At 47.2% G+C, this 16,946-nt stretch carries 19 protein-coding genes and 1 other RNA gene; 17 read left to right on the top strand and 3 right to left on the bottom strand.

Features of this window, described 5'->3' with window-relative positions; translation table 11 throughout:
- Positions 1-158: 158 nt before the first annotated feature.
- Positions 159-479 (bottom strand): hypothetical protein, encoded by a 321-nt coding sequence (locus tag KNQ07_RS09185; RefSeq protein WP_214766226.1) that lies wholly within the window; start codon positions 477-479, stop codon positions 159-161.
- Between the two features lie 139 nt (positions 480-618).
- Between KNQ07_RS09185 and KNQ07_RS09180 the strand changes: the two genes are divergently transcribed.
- The 15 genes from KNQ07_RS09180 (at position 619) to KNQ07_RS09110 (ending at position 14,093) form a co-directional block, all read left to right on the top strand.
- Entirely contained in the window at positions 619-951 is a 333-nt protein-coding gene (locus KNQ07_RS09180) for a hypothetical protein (protein ID WP_026832179.1), read from the top strand.
- A gap of 158 nt (positions 952-1,109) precedes the next feature.
- Complete coding sequence (locus tag KNQ07_RS09175) at positions 1,110-2,090, top strand: LacI family DNA-binding transcriptional regulator (protein ID WP_214766224.1); 981 nt, start codon at positions 1,110-1,112, stop codon at positions 2,088-2,090.
- A complete protein-coding gene (gene rbsK, locus KNQ07_RS09170) occupies positions 2,087-2,965 on the top strand; it encodes a ribokinase (protein ID WP_214766222.1) in 879 nt (292 codons plus the stop codon). The genes KNQ07_RS09175 and rbsK overlap by 4 nt, the downstream gene beginning before the upstream one ends.
- Entirely contained in the window at positions 2,962-3,351 is a 390-nt protein-coding gene (gene rbsD, locus KNQ07_RS09165; protein ID WP_214766220.1) for a D-ribose pyranase, read from the top strand. The genes rbsK and rbsD overlap by 4 nt, the downstream gene beginning before the upstream one ends.
- A 12-nt stretch (positions 3,352-3,363) precedes the next feature.
- The gene (locus tag KNQ07_RS09160) at positions 3,364-4,842 is read left to right on the top strand and encodes a sugar ABC transporter ATP-binding protein (RefSeq protein ID WP_214766218.1); all 1,479 of its coding nucleotides are present in this window, start codon (positions 3,364-3,366) and stop codon (positions 4,840-4,842) included.
- A gap of 1 nt (position 4,843) precedes the next feature.
- Positions 4,844-5,812 (top strand): ribose ABC transporter permease, encoded by a 969-nt coding sequence (rbsC, locus tag KNQ07_RS09155; RefSeq protein ID WP_214766216.1) that lies wholly within the window; start codon positions 4,844-4,846, stop codon positions 5,810-5,812.
- Positions 5,813-5,839: 27 nt separating this feature from the next.
- Positions 5,840-6,754 carry a ribose ABC transporter substrate-binding protein RbsB gene (gene rbsB, locus KNQ07_RS09150; RefSeq protein WP_214766214.1) on the top strand — a complete coding sequence of 305 codons (915 nt, stop codon included), beginning with the start codon at positions 5,840-5,842 and terminating at the stop codon, positions 6,752-6,754.
- Positions 6,755-6,895: 141 nt separating this feature from the next.
- Positions 6,896-7,129, top strand: a complete 234-nt coding sequence (gene secG, locus KNQ07_RS09145; protein ID WP_012371248.1) for a preprotein translocase subunit SecG — start codon at positions 6,896-6,898, stop codon at positions 7,127-7,129.
- A 100-nt stretch (positions 7,130-7,229) separates the two neighbouring features.
- Positions 7,230-7,970, top strand: coding sequence for an alpha/beta hydrolase (locus tag KNQ07_RS09140; protein ID WP_214766212.1), 741 nt, complete (start codon positions 7,230-7,232; stop codon positions 7,968-7,970).
- A 14-nt stretch (positions 7,971-7,984) separates the two neighbouring features.
- Positions 7,985-10,342, top strand: a complete 2,358-nt coding sequence (gene rnr / locus KNQ07_RS09135; RefSeq protein ID WP_214766211.1) for a ribonuclease R — start codon at positions 7,985-7,987, stop codon at positions 10,340-10,342.
- Between the two features lie 32 nt (positions 10,343-10,374).
- Positions 10,375-10,845, top strand: a complete 471-nt coding sequence (smpB, locus tag KNQ07_RS09130) for an SsrA-binding protein SmpB (RefSeq protein WP_014971147.1) — start codon at positions 10,375-10,377, stop codon at positions 10,843-10,845.
- 58 nt (positions 10,846-10,903) lie between these two features.
- Positions 10,904-11,262, top strand: a transfer-messenger RNA (tmRNA) gene (ssrA, locus tag KNQ07_RS09125).
- Positions 11,263-11,380: 118 nt separating this feature from the next.
- Positions 11,381-12,343, top strand: coding sequence for a hypothetical protein (locus KNQ07_RS09120; protein ID WP_214766210.1), 963 nt, complete (start codon positions 11,381-11,383; stop codon positions 12,341-12,343).
- Between the two features lie 24 nt (positions 12,344-12,367).
- Positions 12,368-13,546 (top strand): protein kinase family protein, encoded by a 1,179-nt coding sequence (locus tag KNQ07_RS09115; protein ID WP_214766209.1) that lies wholly within the window; start codon positions 12,368-12,370, stop codon positions 13,544-13,546.
- A gap of 37 nt (positions 13,547-13,583) precedes the next feature.
- A complete protein-coding gene (locus KNQ07_RS09110) occupies positions 13,584-14,093 on the top strand; it encodes a GNAT family N-acetyltransferase (protein ID WP_214766208.1) in 510 nt (169 codons plus the stop codon).
- 56 nt (positions 14,094-14,149) lie between these two features.
- Here the strand turns inward: KNQ07_RS09110 and KNQ07_RS09105 are convergent, their stop codons facing one another.
- Positions 14,150-14,515, bottom strand: a complete 366-nt coding sequence (locus KNQ07_RS09105) for a winged helix-turn-helix transcriptional regulator (RefSeq protein WP_012371239.1) — start codon at positions 14,513-14,515, stop codon at positions 14,150-14,152.
- 204 nt (positions 14,516-14,719) lie between these two features.
- Between KNQ07_RS09105 and hxlA the strand changes: the two genes are divergently transcribed.
- Together hxlA and hxlB are read left to right on the top strand one after the other, a co-directional pair.
- Positions 14,720-15,355 carry a 3-hexulose-6-phosphate synthase gene (gene hxlA, locus KNQ07_RS09100; RefSeq protein ID WP_026827605.1) on the top strand — a complete coding sequence of 212 codons (636 nt, stop codon included), beginning with the start codon at positions 14,720-14,722 and terminating at the stop codon, positions 15,353-15,355.
- Complete coding sequence (gene hxlB, locus KNQ07_RS09095) at positions 15,356-15,904, top strand: 6-phospho-3-hexuloisomerase (protein WP_214766206.1); 549 nt, start codon at positions 15,356-15,358, stop codon at positions 15,902-15,904.
- Between the two features lie 139 nt (positions 15,905-16,043).
- On the opposite strand, the gene hisJ is transcribed toward hxlB, so the two are convergent.
- Positions 16,044-16,838, bottom strand: coding sequence for a histidinol-phosphatase HisJ (hisJ, locus tag KNQ07_RS09090; RefSeq protein ID WP_214766204.1), 795 nt, complete (start codon positions 16,836-16,838; stop codon positions 16,044-16,046).
- Positions 16,839-16,946 lie beyond the last annotated feature (108 nt).

Below are 16,946 nucleotides of genomic sequence, written 5' to 3'. Positions count from 1 at the left end.
TAATGGGAGACCACGAAAATGTCTTAACTGGAAAACTGCATACGAGGTCTTCACGGAAGAAGTGTTGCACTTAATTTGACAAACCGTCGACACAAAAAAACGAGACCCGACTAAACGTCGAATCCCGTAGTATCAAAATGGAATTATCCTCCTTGAAATCAATCCTCGATAAACGTAACGAGGTAATGATGAGCAGAATAGAGTGGAGCACGCGTGACGAAGAACTCGGGTAAGTCGACATCGATATCAAGTTCACGTAATGTCTGTGGATCGAGACACTCCTGGACGAGACGTTTGATGTCGCTGAGTAATTCATCGTGCAAATTCGCTTCCGCTGCGAAGAAACGTTTGGCTTCATCTTTTAACAATAAGACGACTGGAGGAAGACCGCGTAGTAAGTCGACCTGAAGTGGTTGTTCGTTGCGTTGAAAAAAGTCGTTTAAGCAACTGACGACCTTCATCGAATGTTCTTCTTTCATCGGTCGGGCCCCCAACTTTCTTTAAGTAGCTGTTACTATGAAGCTATTCCCTAAAGTCAGATAGGATATGCAGACAAACTGGAATCGGTGCATTAACGGATTCAATAACCGGGTACAGAAAGAGGTAGGGGGGATGAATATGCTGTTTCGTTATTTATTTTTGGGTATGGACCCCGCGATCGACGAGATTCAACTACGGATCATTTATTTTACGGAATTGATTTTCTTTATCGGTCTGTATCAGATTACGAGTCGTTTTTCACGTCAAAGCATGATTCTCGGAACGGTCCTCGGCATCACGGGTCTGATTGCGCTCCTACCGGGAGCCATCTATATTCTGCGGTATAACCCGGAAGATGCGGTCATCGACATTACGTTCCTGTTGATTTACTTACTGGAGCCGCTTGCGATTTTAGCATTTCTTGTCGCCTTGTTTCGACGGTTGTATCAAAAACGCCATCCCAATCATTGAAGAAGTCCGGACAAACGTTGTCGTAACACGTTTGATCGGACTTTTTCGTCTGTCTCAAAAAATAAATAAAATATATTTTAGCAAAAAGGATTGATGTGTAACCGGTTACACAATATGATACATATTGTAAGCGTTATCAAAAGAAAGAGGTGGCGAACATGTCGACCATCCGGGAAGTAGCGAAAGTGGCAAATGTCTCCGTTGCGACCGTCTCACGTGTCATGAATGAGAAGGGATATGTCAGCGAAAAAGCAAGAACAGCCGTCCTGCAAGCGATTAAGCAGCTCGACTACCGACCAAACCGGGTCGCCCGGTCGTTGTTCCAAAAACGATCTGGACTGATTGGTTTGATCGTACCAGACATTACGAACCCGTTTTTTCCACAACTGGCTCGTGCTGTGGAAGATATGGCACATCAACACGGTTTTCAGGTGATTTTGTGTAACACAGACGAACAGTTTCAGAAAGAACAAGAATATATTCAATCGCTCGAAGCGATGCATGTCGACGGATTGATCATTACGACGAACTATTCAAACAATCCGAACTACGAAAAACTCGAAGTACCGGTTGTCGCCCTCGACCGTGTGTTGCAGGGAGCAATTCCGACGGTGACTTCAAACGGGCATGACGGCGGAAAAAAAGCGGCCCAGTTTCTGCTCGATCACGGGGCAACCGAACTGGTCGTCATCAGCGGTCCGTCAAAATTACCGACGATCCGAAAGCGGCGTGACGGATTTGAAGAAATCGCCGGGAAACATCTGGTCGCAAGTATCGAGTCACCGTTTCATTTTCAAGGGGCGCTCGGAGCGGCCAACTACTTATTTGACCATTACGACTGCAACGGGATTTTCGCAGCGAACGATGTCATCGCCGCAGCGACGATTCAAGTCGCAGCGGAGCGGGGAATTGCGATTCCGGACCAGTTGCAAATCATCGGGTATGACGGGATTGAACTTGGTCAGATGATTTCGCCACCACTGACGACGATTGCCCAGCCAATCTATCAGATGGGCGAACTGGCGGCGAAGTTATTGATTCAACGGATTGAAGGAAAAGAGATTGCGGCCGTCCATCACGAACTGATGGTCGAAGTCATTGAACGGGAAACAACGAAGCGGAAGGGTGAACAGTCATGAAACAAATCAGTGTAGTCGGAAGTATCTCGATGGATTTGGTCGTCGAAAGCGATCGTCGTCCGTCAGCAGGGGAAACGGTCATCGGATCGGCCTTCCATACGGTACCGGGAGGCAAGGGAGCGAACCAAGCAGTCGCGATTGCCCGGCTCGGCGGCAACGTCGAAATGGTCGGCTGTGTCGGTGACGATGCAAACGGTGATGCGATCCGTCAGAACTTCGAAACGGAGCAGGTCGGGACGACGTATTTGCAGACGATTGCGAATGAACGGACCGGAACAGCCCACATCACGCTCGCTGAAGGCGACAATTCGATTGTCGTCGTCCAGTCAGCGAACTTGGCCGTCGTCTATGACGAGAGTCAACTCGACAGCCTGCTTGGTCAGGCAGACATGATTTTGTTACAGCTCGAAATTCCGCTCGCGACCGTCAAACAGGTGGCGCGTTACGGCAAGACACACGGCATTCCCGTTGTCTTGAATCCGGCGCCAGCCATCGTGCTTGACGACGAGTTACTCGCAGACGTGACTTATTTGACACCGAACGAACATGAATGCGGTTTGATTTTCGGACAACAGCAGTCACTGGAACATTGGTTAAGCCAGTACCCGAATAAATTGATTGTGACGGAAGGCAGCCGGGGCGCCCGCTTTTATGACGGCGACGCGATTGTGACAGTTCCAGCCATCAAGACGGACGTCGTCGATACGACAGGAGCCGGTGATACGTTCAACGGTGCACTTGCGGTCAGCTTGACGGAAGGAACGTCATTGACGGAAGCGATCCGCTTTGCGAACAAGGCAGCCGGCATGTCCGTCCGCGCCCTCGGGGCACAAGGCGGAATGCCGACGCGCGAACAGATGGAGGTCGAAGCATGAAACGACACGGGATTTTAAACAGTCATATCAGTAAGGTCTTAACGGATCTTGGTCATACCGATACGATCGTCATTGCTGACTGCGGTCTGCCGATTCCGGCCGGTGTAGCACGGATTGATTTGGCACTTGAACTCGGAACACCATCGTTCGTCGATGTCGTCCGGATCGTTGCCGACGATATGGCCGTTGAACAGGTGACACTGGCGACAGAAATCAAAGAAGCTAATCCGGTTGCACTCGAGGCCGTGACGAAACTTGATGTACCGCAAGACTATGTCTCGCACGAAGCATTCAAAGAATTGACGAAGCAGGCGAAAGTCATCATCCGGACGGGGGAAGCAACACCGTATGCGAACGTCATCTTACACGCCGGCGTCATTTTTTAAGGGGGAAGCACGATGCAAATTGAGATGACAGGTATCACAAAAGCGTTTGGTCCCGTTCCCGTCTTGAAGGGTGTCGACTTCACCCTCGCGACCGGTGAGATTCATGCCTTGATGGGAGAGAACGGTGCCGGAAAATCGACCTTGATGAAAATTCTGACCGGCGTCCATAAAGCCGATCAAGGAACGATTCTCGTCGACGGCGTCGAACAGCAATATAAAAATCCGAAACTGGCGGAAGAAGCGGGAATTGCCTTCATTCACCAGGAACTGAACATTCTGCCGGATTTAACGGTCACGGAAAATCTGTTTCTCGGACGGGAACTGAAGTCCCGCTTCGGTGTCCTGAAACAGGCGGAAATGAAACGGCTCGCTGAACGGGAACTGGCGGAGCTGAACGTCTTCATGGACGTCAATCAGCTCGCCCGGACGTTATCAGTCGGACAACAGCAGATGATCGAAATCGCCAAAGCGTTGATGACGGACGCGAAGGTCATCATCATGGATGAGCCGACGGCCGCTTTGACGGAACGCGAAATCCGCGCTCTGTTCAGTGTCGCGACGGCTTTACGCGAGCAGGGAGTCTCGATCGTTTATATCTCGCACCGGATGGAAGAAATTTTCGAACTGTGTGACCGGATCACGGTCTTACGGGACGGGGTTTCCGTTTCGACGCACCGGATTGCCGACACTTCGTTTGAACAAATCGTCCGCGAAATGGTTGGACGTGAGATGGGGGAACGGTATCCGGAGCGGCAAGTGACGCTCGGTCAGACGGTTCTCGAAGTCACCGGGGCGACCGGAAAACGGTTCGAAGACGTGTCGTTCTCTGTCCGGGCCGGGGAGATCGTCGGCTTTTCCGGCTTAATGGGCGCAGGACGGACAGAAGTCATGCGCGGCTTGTTCGGGGTCGACCGGATGAAAGCCGGAACGATCAGCTTGAACGGGAAAACCATCAAAATCAAATCACCGCATGATGCGATTAAACAGGGACTCGGTTTCCTGACGGAGGACCGCAAAGGAGAAGGCTTGTTCCTCGACTTTTCACTCCGGGAAAACATCTCGCTTCCGACAATCCGGTCGTTATCGAAGTCCGGTGTCATCTCCGATCAGTCGGAGCGGCAGTTCGCGGAAGGGTATCTGAAGTCGTTATCCGTCCGTCACAGCTCGATGGACCAGCCGGCAAAATCCTTGTCCGGCGGAAACCAGCAGAAGGTCGTCCTCGCAAAATGGCTCGGCACAAAACCGGATGTCCTGATTCTCGACGAACCGACACGCGGTGTCGACGTCGGGGCGAAAAAAGAGATTTATATGATTATGAATGAACTCGCCGCAACGGGTGTCGCGATCATCATGATCAGCTCGGATCTGCCGGAAATTCTCGGCATGAGTGACCGCGTCTATGTAATGCGCGAAGGACAAATGAGCGGCATGCTCAATCAAGAAGAGGCAACGCAAGAGAGTATCATGACGCTTGCGACAGGAGGACAATGACATGGAATTGATGCAAGGGAAACTGACAGAAAAGAAACCGAGACGACTCGGGATTGGTCAAAAGCTTGGTCCGCTCGCCGGACTGTTCGCCATCATTCTCGTCGTTTCGATCATGGAACCGGACTTTTTAACGCTTAATAACTTATTTAACATCTTACGCCAAGTTTCAATCAACGCCTTGATTGCCTTCGGAATGACGTTCGTCATCCTGACGGGTGGAATTGATTTGTCGGTCGGCTCGATTCTCGCCTTGTCATCCGCGTTCGTCGCCGGTCTGATGACCGACGGAACGTCAGCGATTCTTGCTGTCCTCGCCGGTTTGATCGTCGGCGCGATCATGGGCGCGTTAAACGGAATGGTCATCTCACTCGGGAAAGTCGCACCGTTCATCGCGACTCTTGCCACGATGACGATCTTCCGCGGTCTGACACTCGTCTACACGGACGGGAAGCCGATTACGGGACTCAGCCAGGGCGGCTGGTTCGAACTATTCGGACGCGGCTACTTCTGGATCTTCCCGGTGCCGGTCGTCACGATGTTGATCGCTTTTGCAGTCCTGTACTTCATCCTGAAGAAAACGACGTTCGGCCGTTATACGTATGCCATCGGCGGTAACGAAGAAGCGGCAAAACTGATGGGGATTCAAGTCAACAAAGTGAAGATTTTGATTTACTCACTGTCCGGTTTAATGGCAGCACTCGCCGGCATCATCCTGACATCGCGTCTGAACTCGGCGCAACCGACGGCCGGAACATCGTATGAGCTTGATGCGATCGCTGCCGTCGTCCTCGGCGGAACGAGCTTATCCGGTGGACGCGGTTGGATTGTCGGAACATTAATCGGCGCCTTGATCATCGGGACACTCAACAACGGACTTAACCTGCTTGGTGTCTCTTCGTTCTTCCAACTTGTCGTCAAAGGGCTCGTCATCCTGTTCGCGGTACTCGCGGACCGGAAACAAACTACGTGATTTACCATCCAAAAGGAGGATATTGATATGAAAAAATTACTCGCACTTGTCATGATGGCGTTAATGGTCTTCGCGGCGGCTTGTTCGACGGAACAACCGGGCAGTGACACGGAAAAGGAAAAGAAAACAAAAGACTTTAAGATCGGTCTGTCGATTTCGACACTTAACAACCCGTTCTTCGTCTCACTGAAAGACGGTGCGGAAAAAGAAGCAAAAGCACAAGGCGCAACACTCCAAGTCGCCGATGCACAAGATGATGCGGCGAAGCAAGCAAGTGACATCGAAGATATGATTCAGAAAAAAGTCGATCTCATCTTGATCAACCCAACAGATTCAGCAGCAGTCGGGGCAGCGGTTCAGACAGCAAACGATGCCGACATCCCGGTCATCACGGTTGACCGTAACGCAGAAGCTGGTGACGTCATCGCACACATCGCGTCGGATAACGTCGCAGGCGGAAAACAAGCCGGTGAATACATGATCGAACTCGTCGGGGACAAAGCGAAAGTCGTTGAACTTGAAGGAATTCCGGGTGCTTCTGCAACTCGTGACCGCGGTGAAGGGTTCCACGCAGCAGTCGACGGTAAACTTGACGTCGTGGCGAAACAATCAGCAAACTTTGACCGGGCGAAAGGTCTTTCGGTCATGGAAAACATTCTTCAAAACAACAAAGATATCAAAGCCGTCTTCGCACACAACGATGAAATGGCACTCGGTGCGGTTGAAGCGTTGAAAGCAGCGGGCATGGAAGATGTCAAAGTCATCGGATTTGACGCAACAGACGATGCCGTCAAAGCAGTCAAAGACGGTAAAATGGCAGGAACCGTTGCTCAGAAACCGGCAGAAATCGGTAAAATGGGTATCGATACAGCGATCAAACACTTAAAAGGCGAGAAAGTCGACAAGAACATTCCGGTCGAACTGGATCTCATCAAACAATAAGCATCACTGCCAGCCGTCTGATTTTGTCAGCCGGCTGGTGTTTTTTTGAAGGTAAGATGAACTTCATGAATCTATACCTTGTTCCCGTAGTTGTTTTTCTCTATAATGAAAGAAGCGTATATTACTGAAGGAGGATCATCGATGATCATTCATAACGTGGCTCTTGTCGGCCTCATCGTCGTTTCCGTTCTTCTCATCATCGTCGTTCTCTTGATGTCGGGCCGTACGGCTGGACTCGGAGCACTGACAGGTGGAGCAGAACAATTATTTGGTCGCCAAAAAGCCCGTGGCTTGGATGCGGTCCTAAACCGTGTAGCGTCTATCTTAGGGGCATTATTCTTTATTTTGGCGTTACTCGTCGCTTTTTATAAGTGAGTACTGAAACGACAGCCGTCCGATCGCGCTGTCGTTTTTTCGTATTTCTCGATTTCTAAATTTTCATTTTGGGGTATAGAGTTAGAGGGGGAATCATTTTATGAAAATCACATTACCAAAACCATTCTTTTTTGAAGGCGGCAACCGGGCTGTTCTGTTGTTACACGGCTTTACCGGATCAAGCGCCGATGTCCGGATGCTCGGACGTTATTTGCAAAAACACGGATATACTTCACTCGCACCACAATATAAGGGGCACGCTGCCCCACCCGAAGAGCTGACGAAGACCGGGCCAGCCGACTGGTGGCAAGATGTTCTCGACGGCTATGAAGAATTAAAAGCCAAAGGATATGACGAGATTGCTGTCTGCGGACTGTCGCTCGGCGGAGTCATGTCGCTTCGCCTGTCGATGCACCGTCCGGTCAAAGCGGTCATTCCGATGTGTGCGCCGGCTTACATCAAAAGTGAAGAGGTCATGTATGCAGGAGTCACGGAGTATGCAAGAGAATTTAAGAAGCGAGAAGGAAAATCGGCGGAAGAAATCGAGCAAGAGATGGCAGTGTTCGAACCGATGCCGACCTTAAAGGATTTACAGGCATTGCTGAAAGACACACGCGATTCACTCGAAGATGTCTACGCACCGACGCTTGTCATCCAGGCCCGCAATGATCACATGATCAACACCGATTCAGCGAACATCATTCATGACGGTGTCAGTGCCTTACAAAAAGATTTGATCTGGTATGAGAACTCAGGTCATGTCATTACGCTCGACAAAGAAAAAGAAACGCTCCACCAAGATATCCATGAATTTCTGGACGGCTTGAACTGGAGCCACTAATTGGAGGTGTCACGTTGGAATTACGTGAACGAATACTAGAGGTCATCGCGGCGGAAGAACGTCCGTTGTCGATTGATCAATTAACGAAAAAACTGGAATTAACAGATACGGCACAGTTCAAGGAACTGATCCGGACATTAAATGAGCTGGAAGATGAAGCACTCATCGCGCGGACTCGTTCGAACAAATACGGGACACTGGCACAAATCGGGCAAGTCGCCGGGAAAATCTCGGTCCACCAACGCGGATTCGGATTCGTTTCACCGGAGGACGGTTCAGCAGGCGATATCTTCCTGCCGGCGCCGGAACTCGGCAACGTCTATAACGGCGACCGTGTCCTCGTCAAAGTGTTTGCCGAATCAAACGGTGGCGACCGCCGCGAAGGCAAGCTGCTGAAGATTCTCTCACGCGGACCGGCTGATTTCGTCGGAACGTTCGTCAGTCCAAAAGGACGGATTGAGTCGATCGCCTACATCGAGCCGGATGATTCGAAGCTGACGTTCCTACCGGTCGTCGCAAACGAAGATACGCTTGGTGCTGTCGACGGCCATAAAGTCCTCGCGCGGATCACGAAGTATCCGGACGGCCGTTACGCCGGAACTGCTAAAGTCCTGCAAATCATCGGTCATAAAAATGACCCGGGTGTCGATATCCTGTCGATCGTCCACAAGCACGGCATCAATGTCGACTTCTCGGACGCAGCGATTGCGGAAGCGAATAACATTCCCGATCAAATCGACGAGAAAGACCTTGTCGGTCGAGTCGACTTGCGCAACGAAGTGACGGTCACGATTGACGGCGCGGACGCAAAAGACTTGGATGACGCCGTTCACGTCAAGAAGCTCAGCAACGGCAACTACGAGCTCGGTGTCCACATCGCCGACGTCTCGCATTACGTCAAGGAAGATTCACCGCTCGACGAAGAAGCCCGCGAACGCGGAACGAGTGTTTATCTCGTTGACCGGGTGATTCCGATGATTCCGCACCGTCTGTCAAACGGGATCTGTTCACTCAACCCGCACGTTGATCGGTTGACGCTGAGCTGCATCATGGAAATCGATCAAAACGGTGCTGTCGTCAATCATGAGATTTTACAAAGTGTCATCAAGACGACGGAACGGATGACGTATACCGATGTCCGTAAAATCATCGAACGTGAAGACGAAGAAGTAGTCGCAAAATACCATGATCTCGTCGCCAACTTCGATCAGATGGCGGAACTGGCTGCGATTCTCCGCGAACGCCGCTCACGCCGTGGTGCAATCAACTTCGACTTCCCGGAAGCGAAAGTCCTCGTCAACGAAGAAGGCAAGACAAGCGAAATTATCTTACGCGAACGGTCGGTTGCTGAAAAACTGATCGAAGAGTTCATGCTCGCCGCGAACGAAACAGTCGCGGAGCACGTCCAGCACCAAAAACTGCCGTTCATGTACCGGATTCACGATGAGCCGAAAGCAGAACGTCTCGATACGTTCTTCAAGTTCATCGCGAACTTCGGGATCAATGTTGAACGCAAAGGCGAGTCGGTCGCACCGAAGACGTTGCAATCGATCCTGAACGCCGTTGAAGGCGAACCGGAAGAAGCCGTCGTCAGTACGGTCATGTTACGGTCGCTCCAACAAGCGAAATATGACGTCGAACCGATTGGTCACTTTGGTCTGTCGACTGATTTCTATACGCACTTCACGTCGCCGATCCGCCGTTATCCGGACTTGATGGTCCACCGTCTCCTGCGCGAGTACATCATCTTTAATGATAAATCGCAAAAGACACAGGACCGTTACGCTGCGATCCTGCCGGAAATCGCCGATCACGCCTCAAAACGGGAACGTCGTGCCGTTGACGCGGAACGCGAAACGAATGCCCTGAAGAAAGCCGAGTATATGGAACAGCACATTGGCGAGACGTTTGAAGGTGTCGTCAGTGGCGTAACGAACTTCGGGATGTTCGTCGAGTTACCAAACACGATTGAAGGACTTGTCCACATCCAGGCGATGACGGATGACTTCTACCGTTACGACGAAGCGAACTATCAATTGATGGGCGAACGGACGAAACAACAGTTCCGGATCGGTGACGTCGTTGAGATCAAAGTCACCGGTGTCAACATCGATGAGAAGACGATCGACTTCGCAGTCGTCGGCATGCCGGAACGCCAGCAGAAAAAACGCTTTGAGTCGAAGACGATCCGTTCAAGCGGCGGCCGTCCGGGACAAAAACGCGACGACAAGAAAGATGACCGTCGCGGGAAGTCGAAGCGTCCGAGTAAGCCGAAGGACCAGTCGAAAGGAAAAGGGTTCGCGCTGAAGGACAAGAAGGATAAACCGCCGTTCCATAAAGCGGTCTCGAATAAAAAACGGAAGCGCAAATAAGCGCTTCTGTTTAGAAATGTGGTGGAAGAGAGATGCCAAAAGGTACAAGTTCAAAAGTATTAGCCAACAACAAACGGGCGTCGTTTGATTATGCGATTGAAGATACGATCGAAGCGGGTCTCGTCTTGACGGGTACGGAAATCAAATCGGTCCGTAAAGGAAAAATCAGTATTGGCGACGCGTTCGTCCGCTTCGACGGCGGAGAAGCAATTCTCTGGAACTCGAACATCGCCCACTTCGAACAAGGAAACCGGTACAACCACGAACAGCTCCGTCCGCGGAAACTGTTGTTGCACAAAAAACAAATCGCAAACTTGATGGGACTCGTCTCGCGCGACGGCTACACGATCGTGCCACTGAAGGTCTACATCAAGAACGGTTACGCGAAATGTCTGATCGGACTCGGCCGCGGGAAGAAGAAATTCGACAAACGCGATGATTTGAAGAAGAAGGATGCGAAGCGCGATATCGACCGTGCGTTACGCGACAAGCAAAAGTATTGAACCCGTAACACTTTTCTGCTATTATAATAGTATTCGGAAAGCCCCAATTTTATATCTTGGGGACGTTACGGATTCGACGGGGGTAGTTCGGTCTTCTGTGGCGTGTCGAGGGGTCGGCCTCGTTAAAACGCATCAGCCATAACTGGCAAAACTAACACACAACTCGCAGCAGCTTAATAGCTACTACGGATCCTAGCAGCCGTCGCCTGGTCGGCTGATTTCTAGGGTCTCACTTTAAACAGGCTACGCTTGGACCCTTCCGTCTGGAGGGAAAGAGAAGAGATGGAATCAGACTGGTCGGACGGACGCCTGTCAATTGGCAGCCTGACGACGAGATCCCAATAAATTGACTACACACGTAGAAGCTTAAGTATACGATGCCTTCGGACGTGGGTTCGACTCCCACCGTCTCCATACCCTGAAATCTTAAGGATTTCAACAAAGTACCACTTCCTATAAAAAATAGGTGTGGTACTTTTTTTGTTAGGAAATATATTTATCATTATAAAGAACATATTAGAATAGGAGTATAAAAATGGAAGAGTATGTATTGAATTTACAAGATTCCAATGAAGTAATTAAAGGGTTGTGGTGGATGCTCCAAAAAAATCATGAAAATTTTAATGAGGTTCTTAAGAATTATATTATAAGTGAAGAAATAGAACAGTTAAAAGAATTTAACGTAGAATATATAGAAGGTAAAATAAATATAGATTGGGATATGATTAAACTAGATAATTTAAAATTAAAAAGTTTTCACTTTACTACTAGAGACAACGCTGAATCAATAGAAAATATTTATAATTTACAATATTTACTTTCCAATGATACAGATTTTAATCGATTTTTAATTCATCATGGTGTGAAATTTGATTTAGAAAACTTCAAGGTTGAAATAGATAATAAAGTCTATACCTTAAAAAATAAAAATAATCCTCTTTTTGATGATATGGATTGGATTAGCCACAAAATATTTCAAGATTTTGAGGTTTGGGGTTTTGCTAGAATAAGAAACATCAAAGACTATAATAATGATTTTCCTAATAATCCAGAATTTATATCTCATGTGTCTGAAGTTGTACATTCGAAATCAGAGTTTTTAAAAGACTGGAAAGAAAAGTATGGAGAACCATATGTGATAGAATTTGATAAGAAAATTTCTGAAATAAAAATTTCGAATGGTTTTTTTGGGAATAATAAAGAATTAATTAGTAAAGACGATTTTCTAAATTTTAAAAAAGGTCTTCTAGATTTATTGATTTCTATTAATATGGATAACTTAACTAGAATAGGTATTAAACACTTAGTAAAAAATGATGAAGAACATAATAAAGGACTAGGTAACTTATGGTTTTTAGAGAAAGTATATAGTCAGTCTGAACCTTGCCTTATAACTGTGTTATTAAAAAATCAAAATGTATACAAAAAAGAAATACAGAAGATTTGGTATCTTGAGGAGTTCGAAAATTTTTCACGGAGTGTGCATGGGTTAAGATAAAATAAAGCTGTTGTGGAGGTTGAAATGGATCGATTAAATAATACCATAGAGTCCTTCAGTAGAGAGCTTAAAGACATTGAAGAAGAAGAAGATATCACTCACTTATATTCGCCTGTAGAAAACGACAGATTAAAAAAAATTTTTTCGAAATTGCATAGTAATTTTGTAAACTTGTTTGAACTCTTAAATGAGAGATTACCTACGACTGACAACGAAGCTCATTTTTGGGCAGAACCAAGTAGAAAATTAATAAAAAATATTCAAAAAAGTATGGAATTAAAAGAATTATTAAATGATTCTGAGTATGCTTTTTCAATTGATGGTAGTTACAATGATATATTTTATAAATGTATGGAGTTTTTATCAGTCAGCGGAGGAAGTACTATCCCTGCAAATACAAAAAAAATAGAAATTTTTTATACTATACCTATTTTTAAAATTAACGACACTTTAACAATTATAAAAAAAGACATCAGTACTCATATGAATCTAAAATTGATTGGCAATGGGTCTTATGCGGAAGTATACAAATATAAAGATGAATTTTATGACGAGTACTTTGCATTGAAAAGAGCTAAGAAGCAATTAAATGGGGAAGAAATAGAAAGATTTCGAAATGAATATTTAGAAATGAAAAAATATAAATCACCTTATATTGTACAGGTTTTTCGTTATGATTCTTTGAAAGAAGAATACGTAATGGAGTATATGGACGATGATTTGTTGAATTATATAAATCGAAATAACAGTAAATTATCCATGAACCAAAGGAAAAGAATTTGCTATCAAATTACTCAAGGATTTGCATACTTACATTCTAAAAGCCATCTTCATAGAGATATAAGTCCAAAAAATATTCTATTAAAGAAGTACGACAGTGAAATTATTTTTAAAATTTCAGATTTTGGTTTATTAAAAATGCCCGAATCTAATACCACACGAATGGATACTGAAGTAAAAGGATATTTTAATGATCCATCTTTGCATACTGAAGGCTTTAAAAATTACAGTATAGAGCATGAAATATATGCATTAACTAGGCTATTTATATTTGTTTTAACCGGGAGAATTAACTTAGATAGAATCATTAAAAGTCCTTCAAATACGCATTTGAATAAAATTGTTCAAAAGGGATTGTGTATAGATAAAAGTAAAAGATTTAAAAATATTTACGAGCTTTATGATTCTATTAGAAATTTATGAAGTTATAAACATAAAATAATTTTAGGAGCTGACATCTATGATACGACGTGCCACCTTGATGGATGGAAAAGCCTTATCGGATTTGATGCGACGAATTGATCGGGAAACGAAATATATGTTGTATGAACCGGAAGAGCGCAGCATGTCGACGGAACAGGCGGAAGCGTTCATCGAACGGTTTGGTCAGGCGGCGAACTCGGACATTTTCGTCGTCGATGTCGATGAGCAACTTGTCGGCTATGTACTGGTCGTCGGTGGCAAACCAAGTCGAATCCGTCACCGGGCGAATCTTGTGATTGGCTTGCTCGATGCCTATACCGGTCAAGGTCTCGGTGGCGGATTGCTCGAAGCAGTCGATGCCTTTGCCCTTGAAGCGGGACTCGTCCGGCTGGAACTGACGGTTCGGAAAGATAACTTGCGGGCGATCGAGCTTTACCATAAGTTTGGCTTCAACATCGAAGGAACACGGATTGCCTCGCTATTGATTGACGGCGAATACGTCGATGAACTGGCGATGTCGAAAATATTTACAACAGAAGAAGTCTAAAAAAAGATGCTCGGTTGCCTCCTCTCAGATTGAGACGGGACAGACGAGCATCTTTTTTATTGCGATAATTTTTGTTGTTCGAACTCGACTTCGAGGACATTTTTGGCATAATCCTTACCCCAGTCGTACATCGCGTCTAAAATCGGCATCAGGCTGTAGCCATGTGGCGTCAACGAATATTCGACCTTCGGCGGAACAACCGGATACACTTCACGGTGAATGATATGGTGATCTTCCAACTCCCGTAACTGATTAACGAGCATCCGTTGCGTAATACCGGGCATCAGGCTTTTCAGCTCTCCGAAGCGTTTGGTGCCTTCTTTACCGAGATGCCAAAGAATCAGCATCTTCCATTTCCCCCCGATGATCGATAGGGTCAATTCCTTTTCACAATTAAACTGCCGGTCTTCAAAATGTGGCATCGTCCCACCTCCTTTTTTAGTATAGCCCTCTTGTCATCGACAGTATACTTTTCCGCACTATGTATGAAAAACCGCACTATGTAAATTAAAAGTGCGTACTTCCCAAGTTCGTCTATGAGGATTATATTTAGTCATGTTCCTTCACGAACGTCAGAAGGAAGTGCCAGGATCCATAATTAGAGAGAAGAATGGGAGAGATAAATGATGAAATTACAATTAGCAATCGATTTAGTCGATACAGCAGGTGCCATCGCTTTAGTCAAAGAAATTGGCGAAGAAAACTTAGATATCGTTGAGATCGGGACACCGGTCGTCATCAACGAAGGGCTCCGCGCCGTTAAAGAAATGAAAGCGGCATTCCCGAACTTAACGGTTCTCGCCGACTTAAAAATCATGGATGCTGCCGGCTATGAAGTCAGCCAAGCCGTCGCACACGGTGCTGACATCGTGACGATTCTTGGAGCTGCGGAAGATATGTCGATCCAAGGTGCCGTTGAAGAAGCGAAAAAATCAGGCAAGAAGATTTTGGTTGATATGATTGCTGTCAAAGATATCGCGACACGTGCAAAAGAACTTGATGAACTCGGTGTTGATTACATCTGTGTCCACACAGGTTACGATCTTCAAGCCGTCGGTCAAAACTCGTTCGAAGATCTCGCAACAATCAAATCAGTTGTTAAAAACGCAAAAACAGCAGTTGCTGGCGGAATCAAAATGGAGACATTACCGGAAGTCATCGCAGCACGCCCAGACCTCATCATTGTCGGTGGCGGGATTACCGGACAAGACGACAAACAAGGAACAGCGTCAACGATGCGTCGGATGCTGCAAGAGGCGTAAATGACACATATTCAAACGATTTTACAAGAGCTGACGTCGACGGTCGAAGCGATTGATCAAGTCGAGACGACGCAACTCGCGGAAGCCGTTCTAAAGGCAGACCGAATCTTTCTCGCTGGAGCCGGTCGCTCCGGCTTGATGGGCAAAGCGTTTGTCATGCGCTTGATGCACATGAACTTCGATGCGTACGTCGTCGGTGAGACGGTCACAGCGAACTTGCGCGAAGGAGACTTGTTGATCATTGGATCAGGATCCGGTGAGACGAAAACACTCGTCCCGATCGTCGAGAAAGCGAAACAGATCGGTGGAACCGTCGCGGTCGTTACGATTGAGCCGACATCGACGCTGGCGAAGTTAGCGGACTTAACCGTCAAGCTGCCGGGCGTGCCGAAAGAGCGTACAGCCACGGCAGACGAAACGGTTCAGCCGATGGGATCTTTGTTTGAACAAACGATGTTGCTCTTCTATGATGCGTTGATTCTTCACATCATGGCGGCGAAACAACTTGATTCAAAAACGATGTACGGTAAGCATGCCAACTTAGAATAGAAGAAATCATAAGACCGGTAGACGTGTTTAATGCGTTTGTCGGTCTTTTTTACTGTTTAACATAAAGAATCGCCCGTTTTCCGTAACTCCCGACAGAGTAATCGAAAAACGAGCGATTCTTTTTTATACAATTATCTGTTCACCATTTGAAATCAAAATCAGCCCCGACGTCTTTCGCGAGATGCGCATCTGATCCGTAAACGAGCGGAATGCCTAAAGACTGCGTGAGTTGCAGGAGTTCCGGGTAAGGATAGGAAAGACCACATAACGGTTTCCGCAGTCCTGCTGTATTGAGATCAAGCGTAAAGTCGGCCTGCCGGATTTTCCGGATCGTCTCGTCCAGGTTCGTCGGCGTCTGCTCGAGCGGATAAGCCTGGATGAACTTTGTCGGCAAGGTCAGGTGACCGAGGCGTTTTGGTTGATGCGGACCGAGGTTCGTCATGACGAGCGCCTGGATGCCTTCGTAATAGCGTTCGTGAGCGGCTGTGACACTGCCCGTCGCCGTGACGATCTCACCAAAACTTTCTTTGCTGAAGTCGACCATGTAATACCGGTCCTCGATCCAAAGGTAATGCAGGGACAGGATGCCGTCCGTCAGCTCAGGACCATAACGGGCAATGATGTCACGCGTGCCGTCGACGTCATGCTCCCAGTAATCAAACTCCATCCCGATCCGGATGTCGATATCGTTTTTGTATGTGTCGCGTAACATCTTTAGTTCTTCAATGTAGCGTTCGGCTGTCGCAAACGACATTCCGGAATCGTTGTCGGGTGCCGGATCGACGAGTCCTTCCGGAAGCGGAGCGTGCTCGGTGAAGCTGATCCGTTCGAGACCTTGTACCAGGGCGCGTTCGATATACGCTTCAAGTGGATCTTTTGTTCCGTGCGGACAATACGGGCTGTGGACGTGACCGTCCCATTTAATCAATTGCATGACAAAACCTCCAATATGTTTTTTTCAGTACGAAAACAGGCAAAAGGATTGACAATCGAACCACAAAAAAGGTATCTTATCGTTAAATAATTTAGCGTGGTACAGTGA

This window comes from Exiguobacterium sp. s145, assembly GCF_018618835.1.
Taxonomy (GTDB): Bacteria; Bacillota; Bacilli; order Exiguobacteriales; family Exiguobacteriaceae; genus Exiguobacterium_A; species Exiguobacterium_A artemiae.
The sequence above is the reverse complement of the archived record's forward strand: the minus strand, read 5'-3'. Positions and strand labels throughout refer to the sequence as shown.

What these genes read in the sequence shown, in the direction of transcription:
- KNQ07_RS09185 (WP_214766226.1), bottom strand. Translation starts at nt 479, where the DNA reads ATGAAAGAAGAACATTCGATGAAGGTCGTCAGTTGCTTAAACGACTTT.
- KNQ07_RS09180 (WP_026832179.1), top strand. Translation starts at nt 619, where the DNA reads ATGCTGTTTCGTTATTTATTTTTGGGTATGGACCCCGCGATCGACGAG.
- KNQ07_RS09175 (WP_214766224.1), top strand. Translation starts at nt 1,110, where the DNA reads ATGTCGACCATCCGGGAAGTAGCGAAAGTGGCAAATGTCTCCGTTGCG.
- rbsK (WP_214766222.1), top strand. Translation starts at nt 2,087, where the DNA reads ATGAAACAAATCAGTGTAGTCGGAAGTATCTCGATGGATTTGGTCGTC.
- rbsD (WP_214766220.1), top strand. Translation starts at nt 2,962, where the DNA reads ATGAAACGACACGGGATTTTAAACAGTCATATCAGTAAGGTCTTAACG.
- KNQ07_RS09160 (WP_214766218.1), top strand. Translation starts at nt 3,364, where the DNA reads ATGCAAATTGAGATGACAGGTATCACAAAAGCGTTTGGTCCCGTTCCC.
- rbsC (WP_214766216.1), top strand. Translation starts at nt 4,844, where the DNA reads ATGGAATTGATGCAAGGGAAACTGACAGAAAAGAAACCGAGACGACTC.
- rbsB (WP_214766214.1), top strand. Translation starts at nt 5,840, where the DNA reads ATGAAAAAATTACTCGCACTTGTCATGATGGCGTTAATGGTCTTCGCG.
- secG (WP_012371248.1), top strand. Translation starts at nt 6,896, where the DNA reads ATGATCATTCATAACGTGGCTCTTGTCGGCCTCATCGTCGTTTCCGTT.
- KNQ07_RS09140 (WP_214766212.1), top strand. Translation starts at nt 7,230, where the DNA reads ATGAAAATCACATTACCAAAACCATTCTTTTTTGAAGGCGGCAACCGG.
- smpB (WP_014971147.1), top strand. Translation starts at nt 10,375, where the DNA reads ATGCCAAAAGGTACAAGTTCAAAAGTATTAGCCAACAACAAACGGGCG.
- KNQ07_RS09120 (WP_214766210.1), top strand. Translation starts at nt 11,381, where the DNA reads ATGGAAGAGTATGTATTGAATTTACAAGATTCCAATGAAGTAATTAAA.
- KNQ07_RS09115 (WP_214766209.1), top strand. Translation starts at nt 12,368, where the DNA reads ATGGATCGATTAAATAATACCATAGAGTCCTTCAGTAGAGAGCTTAAA.
- KNQ07_RS09110 (WP_214766208.1), top strand. Translation starts at nt 13,584, where the DNA reads ATGATACGACGTGCCACCTTGATGGATGGAAAAGCCTTATCGGATTTG.
- KNQ07_RS09105 (WP_012371239.1), bottom strand. Translation starts at nt 14,515, where the DNA reads ATGCCACATTTTGAAGACCGGCAGTTTAATTGTGAAAAGGAATTGACC.
- hxlA (WP_026827605.1), top strand. Translation starts at nt 14,720, where the DNA reads ATGAAATTACAATTAGCAATCGATTTAGTCGATACAGCAGGTGCCATC.
- hxlB (WP_214766206.1), top strand. Translation starts at nt 15,356, where the DNA reads ATGACACATATTCAAACGATTTTACAAGAGCTGACGTCGACGGTCGAA.
- hisJ (WP_214766204.1), bottom strand. Translation starts at nt 16,838, where the DNA reads ATGCAATTGATTAAATGGGACGGTCACGTCCACAGCCCGTATTGTCCG.